Source organism: Vibrio aphrogenes (assembly GCF_002157735.2).
GTDB classification, from domain to species: domain Bacteria; phylum Pseudomonadota; class Gammaproteobacteria; order Enterobacterales; family Vibrionaceae; genus Vibrio; species Vibrio aphrogenes.
Genome location: NZ_AP018689.1, coordinates 1384138 through 1402138, shown reverse-complemented (window position 1 = coordinate 1402138; position 18001 = coordinate 1384138). Strand labels below are relative to the sequence as shown.

Below are 18001 nucleotides of genomic sequence, written 5' to 3'. Positions count from 1 at the left end.
GCCTTTGGTTTTGACTGTCTTAAGTTAAAACCTAAGGGCGCTATGTCATGTCTTCAATTTGAATCATTGAGGTTTAATTGAAGTTGGTTTGGCTGATTACTAGCCAGTATTCCCTGTATATCGTTTAAAGGGTTGATTTAATGACCACAGCTTTTGATTTTGAGTTAAACCAAGCTCAAACACCATTTACCACCAATATTCCTTATGTTGAGGGTGTGTATGATCTTACTCTTGACCAAGTCTTGCTTGATCAAGAACAACACGAATCTGCCGTTCGCTCTTATCCACGTCGCTTACCGATTGCGATCAAACGTGCATATGGTGCTCTAGTTGAAGATACTCGTGGCCAGTTATTTTTAGATTGTTTAGCTGGGGCAGGCACCCTAGTTCTTGGTTATAACCACCCAGAAATTAACCAAGCACTGAAAGAGCAGCTTGATAGTGGTTTGCCATATCAAACACTAGATATCACCACGCCAGCAAAAGACCGCTTTATTAAGCAAGTAAAATCGTTTTTACCTGCTGATTTTGCGAAAAACTCGGTGATCCAATTCTGTGGCCCTTCTGGCGCAGATGCGGTAGAAGCCGCAATCAAGCTCGCTAAGCAAACCACTGGCCGTAATACCATGATCGCTTTTCGTGGTGCGTACCATGGCATGACCAATGGCACTATGGGCATGATGGGTAACCTAGGTACTAAAGCGCGTCGCACAGGGCTAATGTCAGATGTGCATTTCATGCCATTCCCATATAGCTTACGTTGCCCATTTGGTATTGGTGGTGAAGAGGGCGCTCGTCAAAATATTCGCTATATCGAACGTATGCTAAACGACGATGAAAGTGGTATTCAAAAACCGGCGGCGATCATTGTTGAACCGGTTCAAGGTGAAGGCGGTGTGATCCCCGCACCTGCATTGTGGCTACGTGAATTACGTCGTATTACGACAGAGCACGGCATCTTATTAATTTTTGATGAGATCCAATGTGGCGTCGGTAAAACTGGTTTTAACTTTGCCTTTGAAGAGTCCGGTATTTCACCAGATATCCTTTGCTTATCTAAAGCGATTGGTGGTGGATTGCCTATGTCGATTTTGGTCTTCAACAAAGACATCGATACTTGGAATCCAGGTGAGCACACTGGCACTTTCCGTGGTAACCAATTGGCGATGGTGTCTGGTGCCAAAGCATTAGAAATCATTCAACGTGATAACTTGGTTGAACACGCTAAAGTGGCCGGCCAATACTTACGTGAAGGCTTAGAGCAACTACAAAAAGAAGTTGGTTGCATTGCCGAAGTTCGTGGTAAGGGCTTAATGCTTGGTTTGGAAATCGTTCAACCGAATGGTGAATTGAATAAATTTGGTGAGCCAGCGTCGGCTTCAGCACTAACACTAAAAATTCAACGCGCAGCATTAGAGCGTGGTTTGATGATTGAAAAAGGTGGCCGTGACGGTTCAGTATTACGTTTCTTACCGCCGGTTATTATTAGCTTTGAACAGCTTGATTTTGCATTAAAAACACTGAAAGCGGCGATCATTGCGGCAGGCGGTGGTATCGACCCTGAGAAGCAAAAAGCAGAGCAACAATCAATTGAGCAAAAAGGATGGCAGCAGCACTTTATTCAAACTGGCGCGAAAGGTGCAGACAGTTTTGAAAAGGCGATGAACCAAACTACTCAAGCGATGAAAGCGGTATTTGAAGCGGTAGATAAACCGTATTCAGGTATGGATCCACAGCTTCTAAAGGCACAAATTGAAGCGGTGAACTTAGATTCAAGCAACAGCGATTTACAACAAGTGATTAATAGCACGACCAACTTGGTAGCGAAGAACTCGATTTTTGTTCAGCACCCAAATTGTATTGCGCATTTACACACGCCACCGCTGGTGCCAGCGATTGCCGCTGAAGCTATGATTGCGTCTTTGAACCAGTCAATGGATTCATGGGATCAAGCCTCTGCGGCGACGTATGTTGAGCAACGTGTAGTCGATTGGCTATGTGAGCGTTACAACATGGGTGATAACGCAGATGGCGTGTTTACTAGTGGTGGCACGCAAAGTAATCAAATGGGCTTATTGTTGGCGCGTGATTGGATTGCCGATAAGTTGAGCCAGCACTCGATTCAAAAACTAGGCTTGCCTGATTATGCAGACAAACTTCGTATTGTGTGTTCGAAAAAATCCCACTTTACGGTGCAAAAAACCGCCTCGTTAATGGGCTTAGGTGAAGCTGCCGTGGTGTGTGTTGATACGCATAACGACGGCACAATCAACACGGATGCGATGGCTGATACTTTGAATCAACTGAAAGCAGAAGGCTTAATTCCGTTTGCGATGGTTGGCACAGCAGGTACTACCGATCATGGCGCAATTGATGATTTGAATACGCTGGCTGATTTAGCACTAGCGCATGATATTTGGTTCCATGTTGATGGTGCTTACGGTGGCGCGCTGATCTTAAGTCGCCATAAAAATCGCTTAGCGGGTATTGAGCGAGCTCAGTCAATCAGTGTGGATTTCCATAAGTTGTTCTATCAACCAATCAGCTGTGGCGCGGTATTGGTGAAAGATAAAGCGAACTTTAAGTACTTACTGCATCATGCTGATTACTTAAACCGTGAAACCGATGAGCTACCAAACCTAGTGGATAAATCAATAGCGACAACCCGTCGTTTTGATGCACTAAAAGTGTTCATGACCATGCAAAGTGTCGGCACTAAGGCGTTGGGCGAAATGTATGATCACTTGATTGAACAAACGCACGAAGTGGCACAAATGGTCGCTAATGACGCAGCGTTTGAACTATTGGCTCCACCAGCCTTGTCTACGGTATTGATGCGTTACAGCAACCCGAACTTATCAGAACAAGCGCTTGATGAGTTAAACCGTCAAATTCGCATTGAAGCATTGGTTCGTGGTGTTGCGGTACTGGGCGAAACCACCGTGGATGGCAAAGCGGCACTGAAGTTCACGATTTTGAATCCGTGCTTAGCGTTGAGTGATTTTGAAAAATTACTGAATGATGTAAACGAGTTAGCTCAAGTGTTAACGACAGAAATTTAATTTATTTATATGAACTAACACCCAAAGTAATTGGAGCTGTAGTGAGCGCAGTCAATAAAGTTACAGCTTCAAGTACGCAGGAATAACGAAGAAAGGAAGGTGACGATAAGATGTCTATTTTACAAATTGGCGCAGGTGGCGTTGGTTGGGTTGTTGCACATAAAGCGGCTCAAAACAATGATGTACTGGGTGATATTACGTTAGCGTCTCGCACTATTGCGAAATGTGAAAAAATCATCGAGTCGATCAAGGGTAAAAATAACCTTAAAGATCCATCAAAGAAATTAGAAGCACGATTTGTAGATGCTGACGATGTTGCCTCTCTTGTGGCATTGATTAACGAAGTCAAACCAGACTTAGTCATTAATGCCGGTCCTCCTTGGGTTAACGTGACCATTATGGAAGCGTGTTACCAAGCGAAAGTGTCTTACCTTGATACATCGGTTGCTGTGGATTTATGTAGCGAAGGTCAGCAAGTGCCGGAAGCGTACGATCCACAATGGGCATTTCGCGAAAAATTTGCCCAAGCAGGTATCACAGGTATTTTAGGTGCGGGTTTTGATCCGGGCGTAGTTAGCGTATTTGCCGCTTATGCCGTAAAACATCTTTTTGATGAAATCGACACCATTGATGTGATGGATGTGAATGCCGGTGATCACGGTAAGAAGTTTGCAACTAACTTCGACCCAGAAACCAACATGCTTGAAATCCAAGGCGATTCTTTCTACTGGGAAGAGGGTAGTTGGAAGCAAGTGCCTTGTCATACTCGTATGCTTGAGTTCGATTTTCCCAACTGTGGCAGCCACAAAGTTTACTCAATGGCGCATGATGAAGTTCGTTCAATGCAAGAGTTCATTCCGGCAAAACGTATCGAATTCTGGATGGGCTTTGGCGACCGTTACCTAAACTACTTCAACTGCATGAAAGATATCGGCCTACTAAGCCCAGAACCAATCACGTTGCAAGATGGCACTGTGGTTGAGCCACTCAAAGTATTGAAAGCATTGCTACCAGATCCAACTTCTCTTGCTCCGGGTTACACAGGAAAAACCTGTATCGGTACTTGGGTTCAGGGTAAAAAAGGTGGCGAGCAGCGTAGTGTATTTATCTACAACAACGCCGATCACGAAGTGGCTTATCACGACGTTGAACACCAAGCGATTGCTTATACGACTGGTGTACCTGCAATCACCGCCGCTCTTCAGTACTTCAAAGGTAACTGGAATGAAGCTGGCGTGTTCAACATGGAACAACTTGACCCAGACGGCTTCCTAGAAACCATGCCAAGCATCGGTCTAGATTGGCATGTTCAAGAGCTAGAACCAGGTCAGCCGAAGATTAATATTTTGAAATAAGAGAAGGTTCCTAGTCCCTAGTTCCTAGAGGGCTGGTTCCTTTGAATGATAAGCAGTAATACTCAGTTCGTTACTGCTTATTTTATTATTTATATCTTTGCTCTTACCTAGGAACTAGGGACTAGCATCTAGAAACTGTGTGGAAATCTATGTCTAACAATCTTCCTACTCCTTATTTCATGATTGATGAATCAAAGTTGATCCGCAATCTTGAGATCGCCAAGCAGCTTAAAGAATTGAGCGGCGTAAAATTAGTCTTAGCGCTGAAGTGTTTTTCAACTTGGGGCGTGTTTAACATTATTAAACCTTACCTGGATGGCACCACAAGCAGTGGCCCGTATGAAGTAAAGTTAGGCTATGAAACTTTTGGTGGTCCTGATTCAGGTAAAGAAAATCACGCATACAGTGTCGGCTACAGCGAAAATGACGTAAAAGAAGTAGCGGATATCTGCGATAAGATGATCTTTAATTCTTTAAGTCAGCTAAAAGCCTATCGTCATTTGGTGGAAGGCAAAGCCTCGATTGGCATTCGTTTGAACCCGGGTGTGAGCCGTGCAGGGCAAGATTTAGCCGATCCCGCTCGTCAATTTTCACGTTTAGGTGTGCAAGAAGGGCAATTGTCGGCTGAAATTTTTGATGATCTTGATGGCGTGATGTTTCACATGAACTGCGAAAACAAATCAGCGGATGATTTTATCGCTTTACTTGAGAGCATCTCTGAGCGTTTTGGCGCTTATCTAGATAAACTTGACTGGGTTAGCCTAGGCGGAGGCGTATTCTTTACTTGGCCGGGCTATCAAGTTGAAAAGCTTGCTCAAGCATTAAAACACTTTGCTGAAAAACATGGCGTGCAGCTTTACCTAGAGCCGGGTGAAGCCATCATTACTCAAACCACAGACCTTGTTGTTACCGTGGTAGATATTGTTGAAAATGGCATGAAAACCGCGATTGTCGATTCTGCTACCGAAGCGCACCGTCTAGATACCTTAATCTATAACGAACCAGCCTCGATTGGTGAAGCCTGTGAATATGGCGAACATGAATACGTGATCGGCTCTTGCTCATGTCTTGCGGGTGATCAATTCTGTGTGGCTAAGTTTGATAAACCTTTGGAAATTGGCCAACGCCTGCATATTTTAGATAGCGCAGGTTACACCATGGTGAAGTTAAACTGGTTTAACGGCCTGAAAATGCCGACGATTTACTGCCAACGTGCCAATGGTGAGATTCAAAAGCTGAATGAATTTGACTACCAAGATTTCAAACGTTCTCTGTCTCAATGGTCGGTGAGTTAGTTTGAATGGTGCATTGCTGGATAATAGACACTGTCGTTCAGTTCAATCACTTGGCATTGTAATAGACCACAACCAAGGTCGTCCTGCAATATTCGCTGAGTAAATCGGATGCCGTGAAAAGAAAAACGAGCGGCATTTTTATTTCTCAGATGTTAGGCTCAATAGCAAGTTAACTTATTGATGCGTCATAAGGAAAAGAGATGAAATTATTTTATCAAGGCAAGGTAGTGCCACATGGTGAACAACGTGCCCAACAATTAAAAAGCTATTTACAAACGAATCAAGGTGACTGGCAGCATCAATTGGTGCCAAACCTTGTATATATTGACCCTAGAGCCTTGAATGAGAGCGGCATTGATATTCAAGCTGTCAATTATATTGGTGAAAAGCGTTATTCGTTAACTTATCAATATGATTGGTTTGTGTTCAGTGGTTGTACCGATACAGATTTAAAAGGCACAGATACCAATAAAGTCACCTTTGAATTATTTGATAATGGTGAGCTGGTGTTTGATGTTACTGCCTTAGGACATTAAAAAATTGGCTGATGGCATGGCCTTAATCATCCAAGTGTTGAGGTTAAAGCCACGTTATTTTTTAGAGCAAAGATTTATTGCTTCAATGTGGCGCTTAAATCAATGACTTGGATACCCTGAGTGATCGCTTCTAGCTCTGCGATAATATCTTTAATATTGGTCTGTTCTGGAAGGGTAATACGAAATTGAGAAGTAAACAGGTTCGTATTGATCCCTTGTCTTCCTGCTAAAAATAAACGTTGAGTTTCAATGCTTAAAATATTGGCTCTTTCACGTTCTAAAATATGGCTGATTTCTTGAATGATCCCACTGCGTTCTTGGCTATCTAAGCGAAGTTGATAAATGTCATCTTCGGCATGTTTGTTGGCTTGCGATTGAGCAAATTGACAAGTTAACCCTTCAGCTTGATTAAAAGCACTTTGAATAATTTCGACCTTGGTTTCAGGGCAGGCGATCTTAATTAGACCTGCGAGCTGATCATCGAGATAATTAATTTTGCTAGTGATCCAACTACCATTATTTTCATGTGTGACCTTTGCTAACTGTTGGATCGTTTTCGGGCTTGCTTGACCAGAAATATTGGCAATAAAGAGTGTTTGATTTGTCATATTTCCCTCACCAGTTTCATGCAATGCTGTGGTTATTTTAGTACACAGAGTGAGGTTTGTTGAAAGAATAGAGTACTAAAATACCAATACTTATGTTTCAATCATGATAGAAAAAACAATAAAGAATAAGGATGAGAAATGGTCAAAGTATCAATGCTCAGCACTGGCGAAGAAGTGTTGCATGGCGATATTATCGATACGAATGCATCGTGGTTATCGGAACTGTTTTTTGAGCAAGGATTTGCTTTGCATTATCGTTCAACCGTGGGCGATCAGCTAGAAGAACTCAAACAAGAAATTATCGCTTTGAGCCTGAAAAGTGACATTGTGATTGTCAATGGAGGCTTAGGCCCCACCAGTGATGATTTGAGCGCATTGGCGGCGGCACAAGCAGTAGGAAAAGAGCTGGTATTAAACCAACAATGGGTTGACGTGATGACGGCTTACTTTGCGCGTATTGGTCGTCCGATGGCCGCCAGTAATGAAAAGCAAGCCATGTTGCCACAAGACGCAGAAATGATTCATAACCCAGTGGGAACGGCCTGTGGTTTTAGTATTGAGTTGAATGATGCCGTGGTCTTCTTTACTCCAGGGGTGCCTTTTGAATTTAAACGTATGGTGGTGGACGAAATTCTACCAAGGATGAAACAACGTTATCCCGAAGTCGACCGTCTTGAATGCAATAAAATTTATACTTTTGGCTTGGGTGAATCGGGTATTGCGGATTTGCTTAAAGATATTGAGTTACCGGTAGGTTTTAGTCTCGGCTATCGCTCGTATATGCCTTTTATTGAAGTGAAAGTCTTTAGCCGCTATCAAGATTCGAATATTGGTTCAGTGATTGAGCTTATTAGTGAACGATTAGCGAACTTTGTTTTAGGAGTCAATAAAGGCTTACCTAAAGTCGTGGCTGAGCTATTGGAAAGCAATGATTGGCAATTGTCTGTAATTGAACAAGCAACAGGCGGAGAAATTGCAAGATCCTTGTCATTAGAGCCGTTAGCGGCGGAATTTTTTGTTCAAAGCATTGTAGATAATCAAGCGCCTCTCATTACCGAGCTACAAGATTCTATGTTCTTGGTGGAAGAATATCGTCAAGAAAGTGGAGCGGATATGGTTCTTGGCAATTATAAAATGGATGATGGAACTTTTGCGTTGATCGTTTTAGATGCTCAAGGTTATTTTGCCCAGCAGATTTCATTTAAGCGAGATTATCCTCTAAAAGCACAACAATCATTAATTGCGACGATTGGCCTAGATATGTTGCGTCGTTATGTACAAAAAGAAGACTGTTTACCGCCGATTGGTCACTTTGAGCGTGTCGCTTATTCTCAGGCTTAATGGATAATTAAAAGATATAATTGATTAAAAAATATGCGCTTGCATTATCATTGCATGACAAATGTGAGTGAGAGCTTTATCATCACTGTAAATTCACCAAACGAGACGTTTACATGAAATTAACAGCGTTATTTTCTTCTCTTTCCATTTTGCTGATTTCAACCTCTTCTTTTGCTGCTGATGAAGTTTCTGCCTCTGATGACGGTAATTTAACGGGTGGTGCAAAACTGGGTTTTCTTTATTCTAATGCATCAAGCACATCGACTTCTTTAAATACCAGTGGTTGGTTGAAGTACGAAAAAGCACGATGGACGAATGATTTTTCTGCCAGCAGCTATTACACCAAAACCTCTGATGCAGAAGATGATGGAACCAATAAATACGATTTAGGCTACAAACTGTCTTATCAAATCGCTGAGAAGTATCAAGCTTATATTGATAACCAATATGAACATGATCAATACGAAACTTACCGTGAGGTCTACTCAGTGACTGCGGGTATTGAAAGAGCGCTGGTTGATACTGAAGCGACAAAAGTGAATATTGGTGGTGGTCCAGGTTATCGTCGTAGTGAGCGTCAAATGGATGATGTTGATCACCCAGGTCAAGTGACTGAAGATGTTACTGCGAATGCGTTTTTAAATGCTAAAACCAAAGTGACAGATACCTTAGCCATTGGTGGTGATGCTGAAGTGAATTACGGTGAATCTAACACCAAATATACTTTAGGCGCGAATTTGAAAAACATTTTAGTTGGTGATGTAGCTTTAGTGTTGGATGCTCAATACATCTACAATACAGATGTAGCATCAGATAAAAGCAATGATGAAATCTATACCACAGTGAGCATTAGTTACGATTTCTAAAGTATCTAGGCTTAGGGTATAAGGTATCTAAGGTAAGTGATGCAATAATACCAATCACACTGAAAAAAAGCTGGTTAAGAACGTATTCTTAACCAGCTTTTTTTATGTCTTACGGTGTTTATATTTTAATTACTCACCCCAGTTGAGGGTAATTAACACACATTAAGCTCTTTTTTTCGAAGCTTGATAACGAACTTTGCTGAGCACTAAGTCAGATTTTGCTTTGCAAATACAAGGCAAAATCTCTCTCGGCTGAGTGAAAGCTAAAGCAAAACCAACGTATTCAATATCACCTGCCTCTAATTCACATTTACAAGCGCCACAATGGCCATCACGACACATAAATTCAGGCTCAAGACCTGCATTCTCCATCGCTTCGAGCACCGTTTGGGTTGGAGCCGCTTTTACCTGTGTGAGTCCGTTGATTTGCAGTATTTTCATTACAGTTCGAAATCTCCAAAGTCATCAGAGCCTACTTCGTTGTCAATTTGACCGACTAAATAAGAGCTGATTTCTGCTTCTTGTGGAGCAACTTGAACGTTATCAGAAGATAACCAAGCATTAATCCATGGAATCGGATTGCTGGTGGCATTTGGATAAGCTGCCTCTAAACCTACCGCTTGCATGCGGATATTCGTAATATATTCAACGTATTGGCATAAAATATCTTTGTTTAAGCCAATCATTGAACCATCTTTGAATAAGTATTCAGCCCATTCTTTTTCTTGTTCTGCCGCTTCTTTAAATAAATCGAAGCACTCTTGTTTAGCTTCTTCCGCAATTTGCATGAAACTAAAATCATCTTGACCATTACGTAGAATGTTCAACATGTGTTGGGTTCCAGTCAGATGCAAAGCTTCATCACGAGCAATTAGCTTGATAATTTTTGCATTACCTTCCATCAGTTCACGTTCTGCAAATGCAAAAGAGCAAGCAAAACTCACGTAAAAGCGAATCGCTTCTAGAGCATTGACTGACATTAAGCAGAGGTAAAGTTGCTTTTTCAAGTCATGAAGTTTGACTTCAACCGCTTGACCATTGATGGTGTGCTTACCTTCACCTAGACGGTGGTAATCATTGGTCATACGAATTAATTCATCATAATAATGAGCAATATCACGCGCACGTTTTACAATAAATTCATTTTCTACGATGTCATCAAACACGACGCCCGGATCATTGACAATATTACGAATGATGTGAGTGTATGAACGAGAGTGAATGGTTTCAGAAAAAGACCAGGTTTCAATCCAAGTTTCTAGCTCAGGTAAAGAGACTAGCGGAAGTAAGGCCACATTAGGGCTACGACCTTGGATAGAATCGAGTAGGGTCTGGTATTTTAAGTTACTGATGAAAATGTGTTTTTCATGATCAGGTAACTTGTTGTAATCAATTCGATCGCTTGATACATCGACTTCTTCTGGACGCCAGAAAAACGAGAGTTGTTTTTCGATCAGTTTTTCGAAAATCTCAAACTTCTGTTGGTCGTAACGAGCTACGTTAACGGACTGACCAAAGAACATCGGTTCCTTTAATTGATCATTTCTTTTTTGATTAAAAATTGTATAAGCCATGATTACCTCATTAATGGATGACGTATCCTGTCCTCCATTATTCACAGTGAAAAAAGGGTCACTGTTACGTTGTTAATTAGAATGCGATTTACACAAGAAGCCTGCCGACGGGGCAGGCTTGAATTGTGGTGAATGATTAGATCTTACAAGCGCCGCCTGCACAATCATCATCTTGCTCAATAATTGCAGTAGTATCGCTTTGATCATCACTCGCACCATCACGAGTGTTATGGTAGTACAGCGTTTTCACCCCAAATTTGTAGGCCGTTAGTAAGTCTTTTAGTAACAGCTTCATTGGTACTTTACCGTTGGCATGTACACTCGGGTCGTAGTTGGTGTTCGCTGAAATCGATTGATCGATGAACTTCTGCATGATCCCCACTAGGTGTAAATAACCATCATTTGATGGAATACGCCATAGTAGCTCATATTGATTTTTGAGTGCTTGGTATTCTGGCACTACTTGCTTCAAGATCCCATCTTTCGATGCTTTTACTGAAACAAAACCGCGAGGTGGTTCAATACCGTTAGTCGCATTTGAGATCTGAGAAGAGGTTTCAGATGGCATTAATGCGGTTAACGTTGAGTTACGAAGACCATGAGTAGTGATTTCAGTGCGTAACGCTTCCCAGTCCAAATGCAGAGGTTCATTACAAATCGCATCCAAATCTTTTTTGTAAGAATCGATTGGTAAAATACCTTTAGCATAAGTTGTTTCATTAAAGGCCGGACAAGCGCCTTTTTCTTTGGCTAACTCAACCGAAGCTTTTAGCAAGTAGTATTGCATGGCTTCGAAAGTACGGTGAGTCAGGCCATTCGCGCTACCATCAGAATACTTTACGCCGTTTTTGGCTAAGTAGTATGCATAGTTGATTACACCAACTCCTAAAGTTCGACGGTTCATTGTCGCCTTACGAGCGGCTGGAAGAGGGTAGTCTTGGTAATCTAATAGTGCATCAAGTGCACGTACTACAAGCTCTGATAATTCTTCAAAATCATCTAAAGACTTAATTTCACCTAAGTTGAATGCCGACAAGGTACACAAGGCAATTTCGCCTTCTTCATCGTCTACATTACGTAGTGGTTTTGTTGGTAGTGCAATCTCAAGACATAAGTTAGATTGACGTACTGGCGCAACGCTTGGGTCAAATGGGCTGTGCGTATTACAGTGGTCAACGTTTTGAATGTAGATACGACCTGTTGAGGCGCGCTCTTGCATTAATAAGGAGAACAGCTCAACGGCTTTAATGGTTTCACGCTTGATGGTTTCATCGGCTTCGTATTTGACATACAGCTCTTCAAACTTCGCTTGATCTTCAAAGAATGCATCATACAACCCAGGGACATCAGAAGGCGAGAATAAGCTAATATTTGCACCCTTAATAAGGCGAGCGTACATAAGTTTATTTAATTGCACACCATAGTCCATGTGACGGACACGGTTCTCTTCAACACCACGGTTGTTTTTCAGAACTAAGAGCGATTGAACTTCACGGTGCCAAATTGGATAGAAAACAGTCGCTGCGCCGCCACGAACCCCACCTTGAGAACAACATTTCACCGCGGTTTGGAAGTATTTGTAGAATGGAATACAGCCAGTATGGAAAGCTTCACCATTGCGGATTTCAGAACCAAGGGCACGAATACGTCCAGCGTTAATCCCGATACCTGCACGTTGTGACACGTAACGAACAATAGAGCTTGCAGTCGCATTGATAGAATCTAGGCTATCACCACATTCAATCAGAACACATGAACTAAACTGACGAGTAGGAGTACGTACACCTGCCATAATCGGCGTTGGTAAAGAGATTTTAAATGTCGATACCGCATCGTAAAAACGTTTAATGTAATCGAGGCGAGTCTCTTTTGGGTATTTGGCGAATAAGCAAGCCGCTACCAAAATATATAAAAACTGAGCACTTTCATAAATTTGTTTGGTTACGCGGTTTTGAACGAAGTATTTACCTTCTAGCTGCTTGACGGCTGCATACGAGAAGTTCATATCACGGTTGTGATCGATGAAGCCATCTAAAGCTGCAAATTCTTCACGCGTATAATCTTCAAGTAAATGCTTATCGTATTTACCCATATCAACTAATTTTGATACGTGATCAAACAATGTTGGCGGCTCAAATTCGCCATAAGCTTTTTTACGCAGGTGGAAAACAGCTAAACGTGCAGCGAGGTATTGATAGTCTGGACTTTGTTCTGAAATCAGGTCAGCAGCAGATTTAATGATGGTCTCATGGATATCTGAGGTGGTAATGCCATCATAAAATTGGATGTGAGCTTTTAATTCAACTTGAGAAACTGAAACGTTATGAAGACCTTCAGCTGCCCATGTGATCACTCGATGGATCTTTTCAAGATCGATTGACTCTTTTTTCCCGCTACGTTTTGTAACTGTCAGTTGTTCGTTCATTCGAAATGAGTTCCCTAAACTAGATAAATGTAAAGCTGCGCGATTATTTTTTATATTTTGGGCGTGCTTTGTGTGGCTTTCTCGTTCTACCTTGCTTTGAAGTAAAACACTATATATTGGGTTGTCTGTGAAGACGAGTTACAAGATAGTGCGAAAAGAGCAGAGTTTCAAGATTTGCCGTTTATTAAACTTGTGGATAATAGGGGGATAGAAATTTTTGTGTAAGTAGCTGCTAACCTACAGAATAAAGAGATACGTGCAATGGATTACAACGAAGATCTTTTAAGGTGATTTTGTACCCAGCAAAAAAAATTTTCCGCTTGATCTTTCAAAGAAAATGAGCACGAAAAATGGTGTGGAATTAATGAGCGAGTTAGCACAATTTTGAAAGAAATATCATGAAAAAAGCGCCCACATTTTGTGAACGCTTCTAAGGTTGAAAATGGTTCGCTTATAGCAAGTGTTGAGTGTGTACGATGTAATTTACGTCCACATTTTTGCCTAGAGAGTAAGTGTCCATTAGTGGGTTGTAGTGTAGCCCCGTAATCGCTTTTTCTTGTAATGGCGTGCTATCCACCATTTTTAATAGTTCAGATGGGCGAATGAATTTTTTATGGTCATGAGTACCTTTAGGCACAATATTCATGATGTGTTCTGCCCCGACGATAGCAAATAAATACGATTTAACATTGCGGTTAAGGGTAGAGAAGAACACATGACCACCGGGCTTAACTAAGCGAGCGCACGATTGGATCACTGACAGTGGGTCGGGTACGTGCTCAAGCATTTCCATACATGTGACAACATCATAACTCTGCGGGTTTTGTTGAGCATGCTCTTCAATGGTACTTTGAATGTAATTGAGTTTTACACCGGCTTCTAATGCATGCAAGCGAGCCACTTCAAGTGGTTCTTTTCCCATATCTAGGCCTGTGACGTGGGCACCTTCTCGGGCCATGCTTTCTGCTAGAATACCACCACCACAGCCAACATCTAATACGTGTTTATCAAATAAACCGTTGGCTTTATCTAAAACAAAATTTAAACGAAGAGGGTTGATCTGGTGTAATGGCTTGAATTCACCATTGAGGTCCCACCAACGAGACGCCATATCTTCGAATTTTTTAATTTCTGCAGGATCTACATTTTGTTGAGTCGTCATGTTCGTCATTCTGTTATTAATTCACTTTGCTAACTATATCAGCATCGTTAAAGATAAGCATCACTAAAGCGGGAGACTCTCATTTGAACTTTCATGGTCACACGTTATAAAGTGGTTGATAAAATGCATATTTTTGAATCTAGCTCAATTTTTCTTCAGTTAAAGCGTGAACTCGCTATCAAGTGAGCAAAACCACCATGAAATAGATGCCGGATTTATGATTTCTGTGTTATATTTTTAAACCTTGTGCGGATTGCTATTCGTAATGAAATAAGCGATCAAAAAGAATAGAGGGATAATGGCTCTATGAGCGATTTAGCTAAACAAATTACGCCAGTAAACATTGAAGATGAGCTGCGTGGCTCATATTTAGATTATGCGATGTCCGTCATCGTGGGTCGTGCACTACCAGATGTACGTGATGGCCTGAAACCTGTTCACCGCCGTGTTTTATTTGCGATGAATGTTCTTGGGAATGACTGGAACAAACCTTATAAAAAATCGGCTCGTGTGGTGGGTGACGTTATCGGTAAATACCACCCTCACGGTGATAGTGCGGTATACGATACCATCGTACGCATGGCTCAGCCTTTCTCACTTCGCTATATGTTGGTTGATGGTCAAGGTAACTTTGGTTCGATTGATGGTGACTCAGCCGCGGCAATGCGTTATACCGAAGTTCGCATGTCGAAGATGGCACATGAGCTACTCGCCGACCTTGATAAAGAAACCGTCGATTACGTTGACAACTATGATGGCACTGAAAAAATTCCCGCTGTCCTTCCTACCAAAATTCCAAATCTCTTAGTTAATGGTGCTTCTGGTATCGCTGTTGGTATGGCGACCAATATTCCACCTCATAACCTAGGTGAAGTTTTAGACGGTTGCTTGGCTTACATTGATAATGAAGATGTGACCATTGATGAATTAATGGAGCACATCCCAGGGCCAGATTTCCCAACGGCGGCCTTGATCAGTGGACGTAAAGGGATCATTGATGCTTATAAAACGGGACGCGGTAAAGTTTACATGCGTTCAAAAGCACACATTGATACTGATAAGAATGGTCGTGAAACCATTATCGTTACTGAAATTCCGTACCAAGTGAACAAAGCTCGTGTAATTGAAAAAATTGCCGAGTTAGTGAAAGAAAAGAAAGTCGAAGGCATTAGCGCACTACGTGACGAATCAGATAAAGACGGTATGCGTATCGTTATCGAATGTAAGCGTGATGCGGTGGGTGAAGTAGTTCTTAATAACCTTTATTCACAAACCCAATTACAAACCACCTTTGGTATCAACATGGTTGCGCTTGATAATGGCCAACCTAAGCTATTCAACTTAAAAGAAATGTTGAAATGCTTTGTCGATCACCGCCGTGAAGTGGTTACACGCCGTACGATTTTTGAATTACGTAAAGCGCGTGATCGTGCACATATCTTAGAAGCGTTAGCGCTTGCTCTAGCCAATATTGATGACATCATCGAATTGATCCGTAACGCACCAACCCCTGCCGAAGCAAAAGCAGGCTTAGTGGCACGTGGCTGGGATCTTGGTAATGTAGCTGCCATGTTAGAACGTGCTGGCACCGATGCTGCACGCCCTGATTGGTTAGAAGATGAGTTTGGTATCCGTGATGGCCAGTACTTCTTTACCGAACAACAAGCTCAAGCCATTTTAGAATTACGCCTACACCGTTTAACCGGTTTAGAGCATGAAAAAATTCTCGATGAATACAAAGCGCTACTGGATGAAATCTCTGAATTGATTCATATCCTTTCAAGCACAGAACGTTTGATGGAAGTGATCCGTGAAGAATTAGAAGCCGTTCGTGAAGGCTTTGGTGACGCACGTCGTACTGAAATTACTGCTGCAAGCCATGATATCGACATGGAAGAGTTGATTGCTCAAGAAGATGTTGTCGTAACTCTTTCTCACGAAGGTTACGTGAAATATCAAGTATTGAGTGATTACGAAGCGCAACGTCGTGGTGGTAAAGGTAAGAGCGCCACTAAGATGAAAGATGAAGATTTCATTGAACGTCTACTGGTTGCCAACACACACGATAACATTCTGTGTTTCTCTACTCGTGGTAAAACATACCGCTTGAAGACTTATCAATTACCACTAGCGAGCCGTAATGCACGTGGTAAGCCTATTGTTAATATCTTGCCACTAGAAGAAGGCGAACGTATTACCGCTATCTTACGTGTTGATGAGTTTGCTGAAGATAAATTCATCTTTATGGCTACTGGTGACGGTACGGTTAAGAAAACGTCATTAGCGAGCTTCTCGAATGTGCGTGCAAATGGTCTGATTGCCGTGAACCTTCGTGATGATGACGCACTGATTGGTGTGGATATCACTTCAGGTGATGACGAAATTATGCTGTTCTCTAAAGAAGGTAAAGTGGTTCGCTTTAGTGAAGAGCACGTGCGTGCAATGGGCCGTACTGCGGCGGGTGTTCGTGGTATTCGCTTGGCTGATAACGACCAAGTTGTTTCTCTCATTGTGCCGAAAGATGACGGTGGTGATGTACTGACCGTAACTGAAAACGGTTACGGTAAACGTACGGTTATCACTGAGTACCCAACCAAAGGTCGTGGTACTAAAGGTGTGGTATCAATCAAAGTTTCTGAGCGTAATGGTCAAGTTGTCGGTGCCATCCAAGCTCTGGAAGCTGATGAATTTATGATGATCACCAACGCTGGCACATTGGTACGTACTCGCGTTTCTGAAGTGAGTCAAGTTGGACGTAATACGCAAGGTGTGACCTTGATTCGTACTTCAGATGATGAAAAAGTAGTTGGTTTACAACGCATTGAAGAAATGGAAGAAGATGAAATTCTTGAAGGTATTGAAGTGTCAGAAGACGCTCAACCTACAACGGATTCTGATACTGCGGAAAATGATGCGGAATAAGCAACAATAATTGCTTCATTATGAAAGGCCGGTGGTGAAAACCTCCGGCTTTTTTATTCTTAGTGATTCTTCAGCAGAATGTTTGTTCAGGTCTACGAATGATCTTGATCAAGATTTTTGCTTGATTAGTTAATTAATTGTAATAATATAACAACCACAACGATGATGAGATTTACCCTCAATTTTGTCCGTGTAAATAGGCATTTAACGGGTAGGCGAGAAGAAGAGTGAGAAGAATAATGGCGGAAGTTCGAGCCAGAGTAGATTTAAAAGTGGGTAAGGCAAGTGACATTGATGCAGAAATTTTATCTTTTTCTGGATTAAAAACGGACAAAGAGCATGTAGCGATTATTTTCAAATCAGCTGATAAAAGTTCTCAGATCCCATTAGTTCGTATGCATTCAGAATGTTTGACTGGAGATGTTTTTCATTCTTCTCGCTGTGATTGTGGTGAGCAGTTAGATGAAACCATTGAAAAAATGGGCCAACAAGGTGGCATTTTGCTGTACTTGCGCCAGGAAGGGAGAGGGATTGGTTTATATAATAAAATCGATGCTTACCGCTTACAAAGTCAAGGCATGGATACCTATGAAGCGAACAATCATTTAGGTTTTGGGGATGATTTACGTGATTTCTCAGAAGCGGCGCAGATGTTGAAAGCGCTTGGGGTTCTCAAAATTAAGCTCATTACCAACAACCCTAAAAAAATGAAAGAATTACAAGAGTTCGGGATTGAGCTTGATGAAGTATTACCAACTCATGTGCATTTAAAAAGTGGCAATGAAAAATATTTAAAAGCCAAAGCTTCTCATGGTAAGCACAAATTAAAGTTTGACTAAACGTGGTCATCAATAA

The 18001-nt window shown here is 41.7% G+C and carries 13 protein-coding genes; 8 read left to right on the top strand and 5 right to left on the bottom strand.

The features are described from left to right. The first annotated feature begins 140 nt into the window (after positions 1-140). The 4 genes from VCA1004_RS06350 to VCA1004_RS06335 all read left to right on the top strand — a co-directional run bounded on the left by VCA1004_RS06350 (position 141) and on the right by VCA1004_RS06335 (position 6248). A complete protein-coding gene (locus VCA1004_RS06350; protein ID WP_086984116.1) occupies positions 141-3062 on the top strand; it encodes a pyridoxal phosphate-dependent class III aminotransferase in 2922 nt (973 codons plus the stop codon). A 110-nt stretch (positions 3063-3172) separates the two neighbouring features. After that, positions 3173-4417, top strand: a complete 1245-nt coding sequence (locus tag VCA1004_RS06345) for a carboxynorspermidine synthase (protein WP_086984119.1) — start codon at positions 3173-3175, stop codon at positions 4415-4417. A 149-nt stretch (positions 4418-4566) separates the two neighbouring features. Further along, positions 4567-5712 (top strand): carboxynorspermidine decarboxylase, encoded by a 1146-nt coding sequence (nspC, locus tag VCA1004_RS06340; RefSeq protein WP_086984122.1) that lies wholly within the window; start codon positions 4567-4569, stop codon positions 5710-5712. Between the two features lie 200 nt (positions 5713-5912). Next, positions 5913-6248 (top strand): hypothetical protein, encoded by a 336-nt coding sequence (locus VCA1004_RS06335; protein ID WP_086984126.1) that lies wholly within the window; start codon positions 5913-5915, stop codon positions 6246-6248. 74 nt (positions 6249-6322) lie between these two features. Here VCA1004_RS06335 and VCA1004_RS06330 read toward each other — a convergent pair whose 3' ends face one another. After that, the gene (locus VCA1004_RS06330; protein WP_086984130.1) at positions 6323-6856 is read right to left on the bottom strand and encodes a glycine cleavage system protein R; all 534 of its coding nucleotides are present in this window, start codon (positions 6854-6856) and stop codon (positions 6323-6325) included. 138 nt (positions 6857-6994) lie between these two features. On the opposite strand from VCA1004_RS06330, the gene VCA1004_RS06325 reads away from it, so the two are divergent. After that, positions 6995-8197 (top strand): CinA family nicotinamide mononucleotide deamidase-related protein, encoded by a 1203-nt coding sequence (locus VCA1004_RS06325; RefSeq protein ID WP_086984133.1) that lies wholly within the window; start codon positions 6995-6997, stop codon positions 8195-8197. Between the two features lie 113 nt (positions 8198-8310). After that, on the top strand, positions 8311-9063 hold the full coding sequence (locus VCA1004_RS06320) for a DUF481 domain-containing protein (RefSeq protein ID WP_086984137.1): 753 nt from the start codon (positions 8311-8313) through the stop codon (positions 9061-9063). Positions 9064-9225: 162 nt separating this feature from the next. Here VCA1004_RS06320 and VCA1004_RS06315 read toward each other — a convergent pair whose 3' ends face one another. From VCA1004_RS06315 to ubiG, 4 genes are all read right to left on the bottom strand, one after another. After that, entirely contained in the window at positions 9226-9504 is a 279-nt protein-coding gene (locus tag VCA1004_RS06315) for a 2Fe-2S iron-sulfur cluster-binding protein (protein ID WP_086984140.1), read from the bottom strand. Further along, positions 9504-10637 carry a class Ia ribonucleoside-diphosphate reductase subunit beta gene (nrdB, locus tag VCA1004_RS06310; RefSeq protein WP_086984143.1) on the bottom strand — a complete coding sequence of 378 codons (1134 nt, stop codon included), beginning with the start codon at positions 10635-10637 and terminating at the stop codon, positions 9504-9506. Before nrdB ends, VCA1004_RS06315 begins: the two co-directional genes overlap by 1 nt. Before the next feature lie 136 nt (positions 10638-10773). Continuing rightward, positions 10774-13062 carry a class 1a ribonucleoside-diphosphate reductase subunit alpha gene (gene nrdA, locus VCA1004_RS06305; RefSeq protein WP_086984149.1) on the bottom strand — a complete coding sequence of 763 codons (2289 nt, stop codon included), beginning with the start codon at positions 13060-13062 and terminating at the stop codon, positions 10774-10776. 451 nt (positions 13063-13513) lie between these two features. Then, positions 13514-14224, bottom strand: a complete 711-nt coding sequence (gene ubiG / locus VCA1004_RS06300) for a bifunctional 2-polyprenyl-6-hydroxyphenol methylase/3-demethylubiquinol 3-O-methyltransferase UbiG (RefSeq protein ID WP_086984151.1) — start codon at positions 14222-14224, stop codon at positions 13514-13516. A gap of 306 nt (positions 14225-14530) precedes the next feature. Here ubiG and gyrA point away from each other — a divergent pair, with 306 nt between their 5' ends. Next, positions 14531-17146 carry a DNA topoisomerase (ATP-hydrolyzing) subunit A gene (gene gyrA / locus VCA1004_RS06295; RefSeq protein ID WP_086984154.1) on the top strand — a complete coding sequence of 872 codons (2616 nt, stop codon included), beginning with the start codon at positions 14531-14533 and terminating at the stop codon, positions 17144-17146. 239 nt (positions 17147-17385) lie between these two features. Then, a complete protein-coding gene (locus VCA1004_RS06290; protein WP_086984157.1) occupies positions 17386-17985 on the top strand; it encodes a GTP cyclohydrolase II in 600 nt (199 codons plus the stop codon). Positions 17986-18001 lie beyond the last annotated feature (16 nt).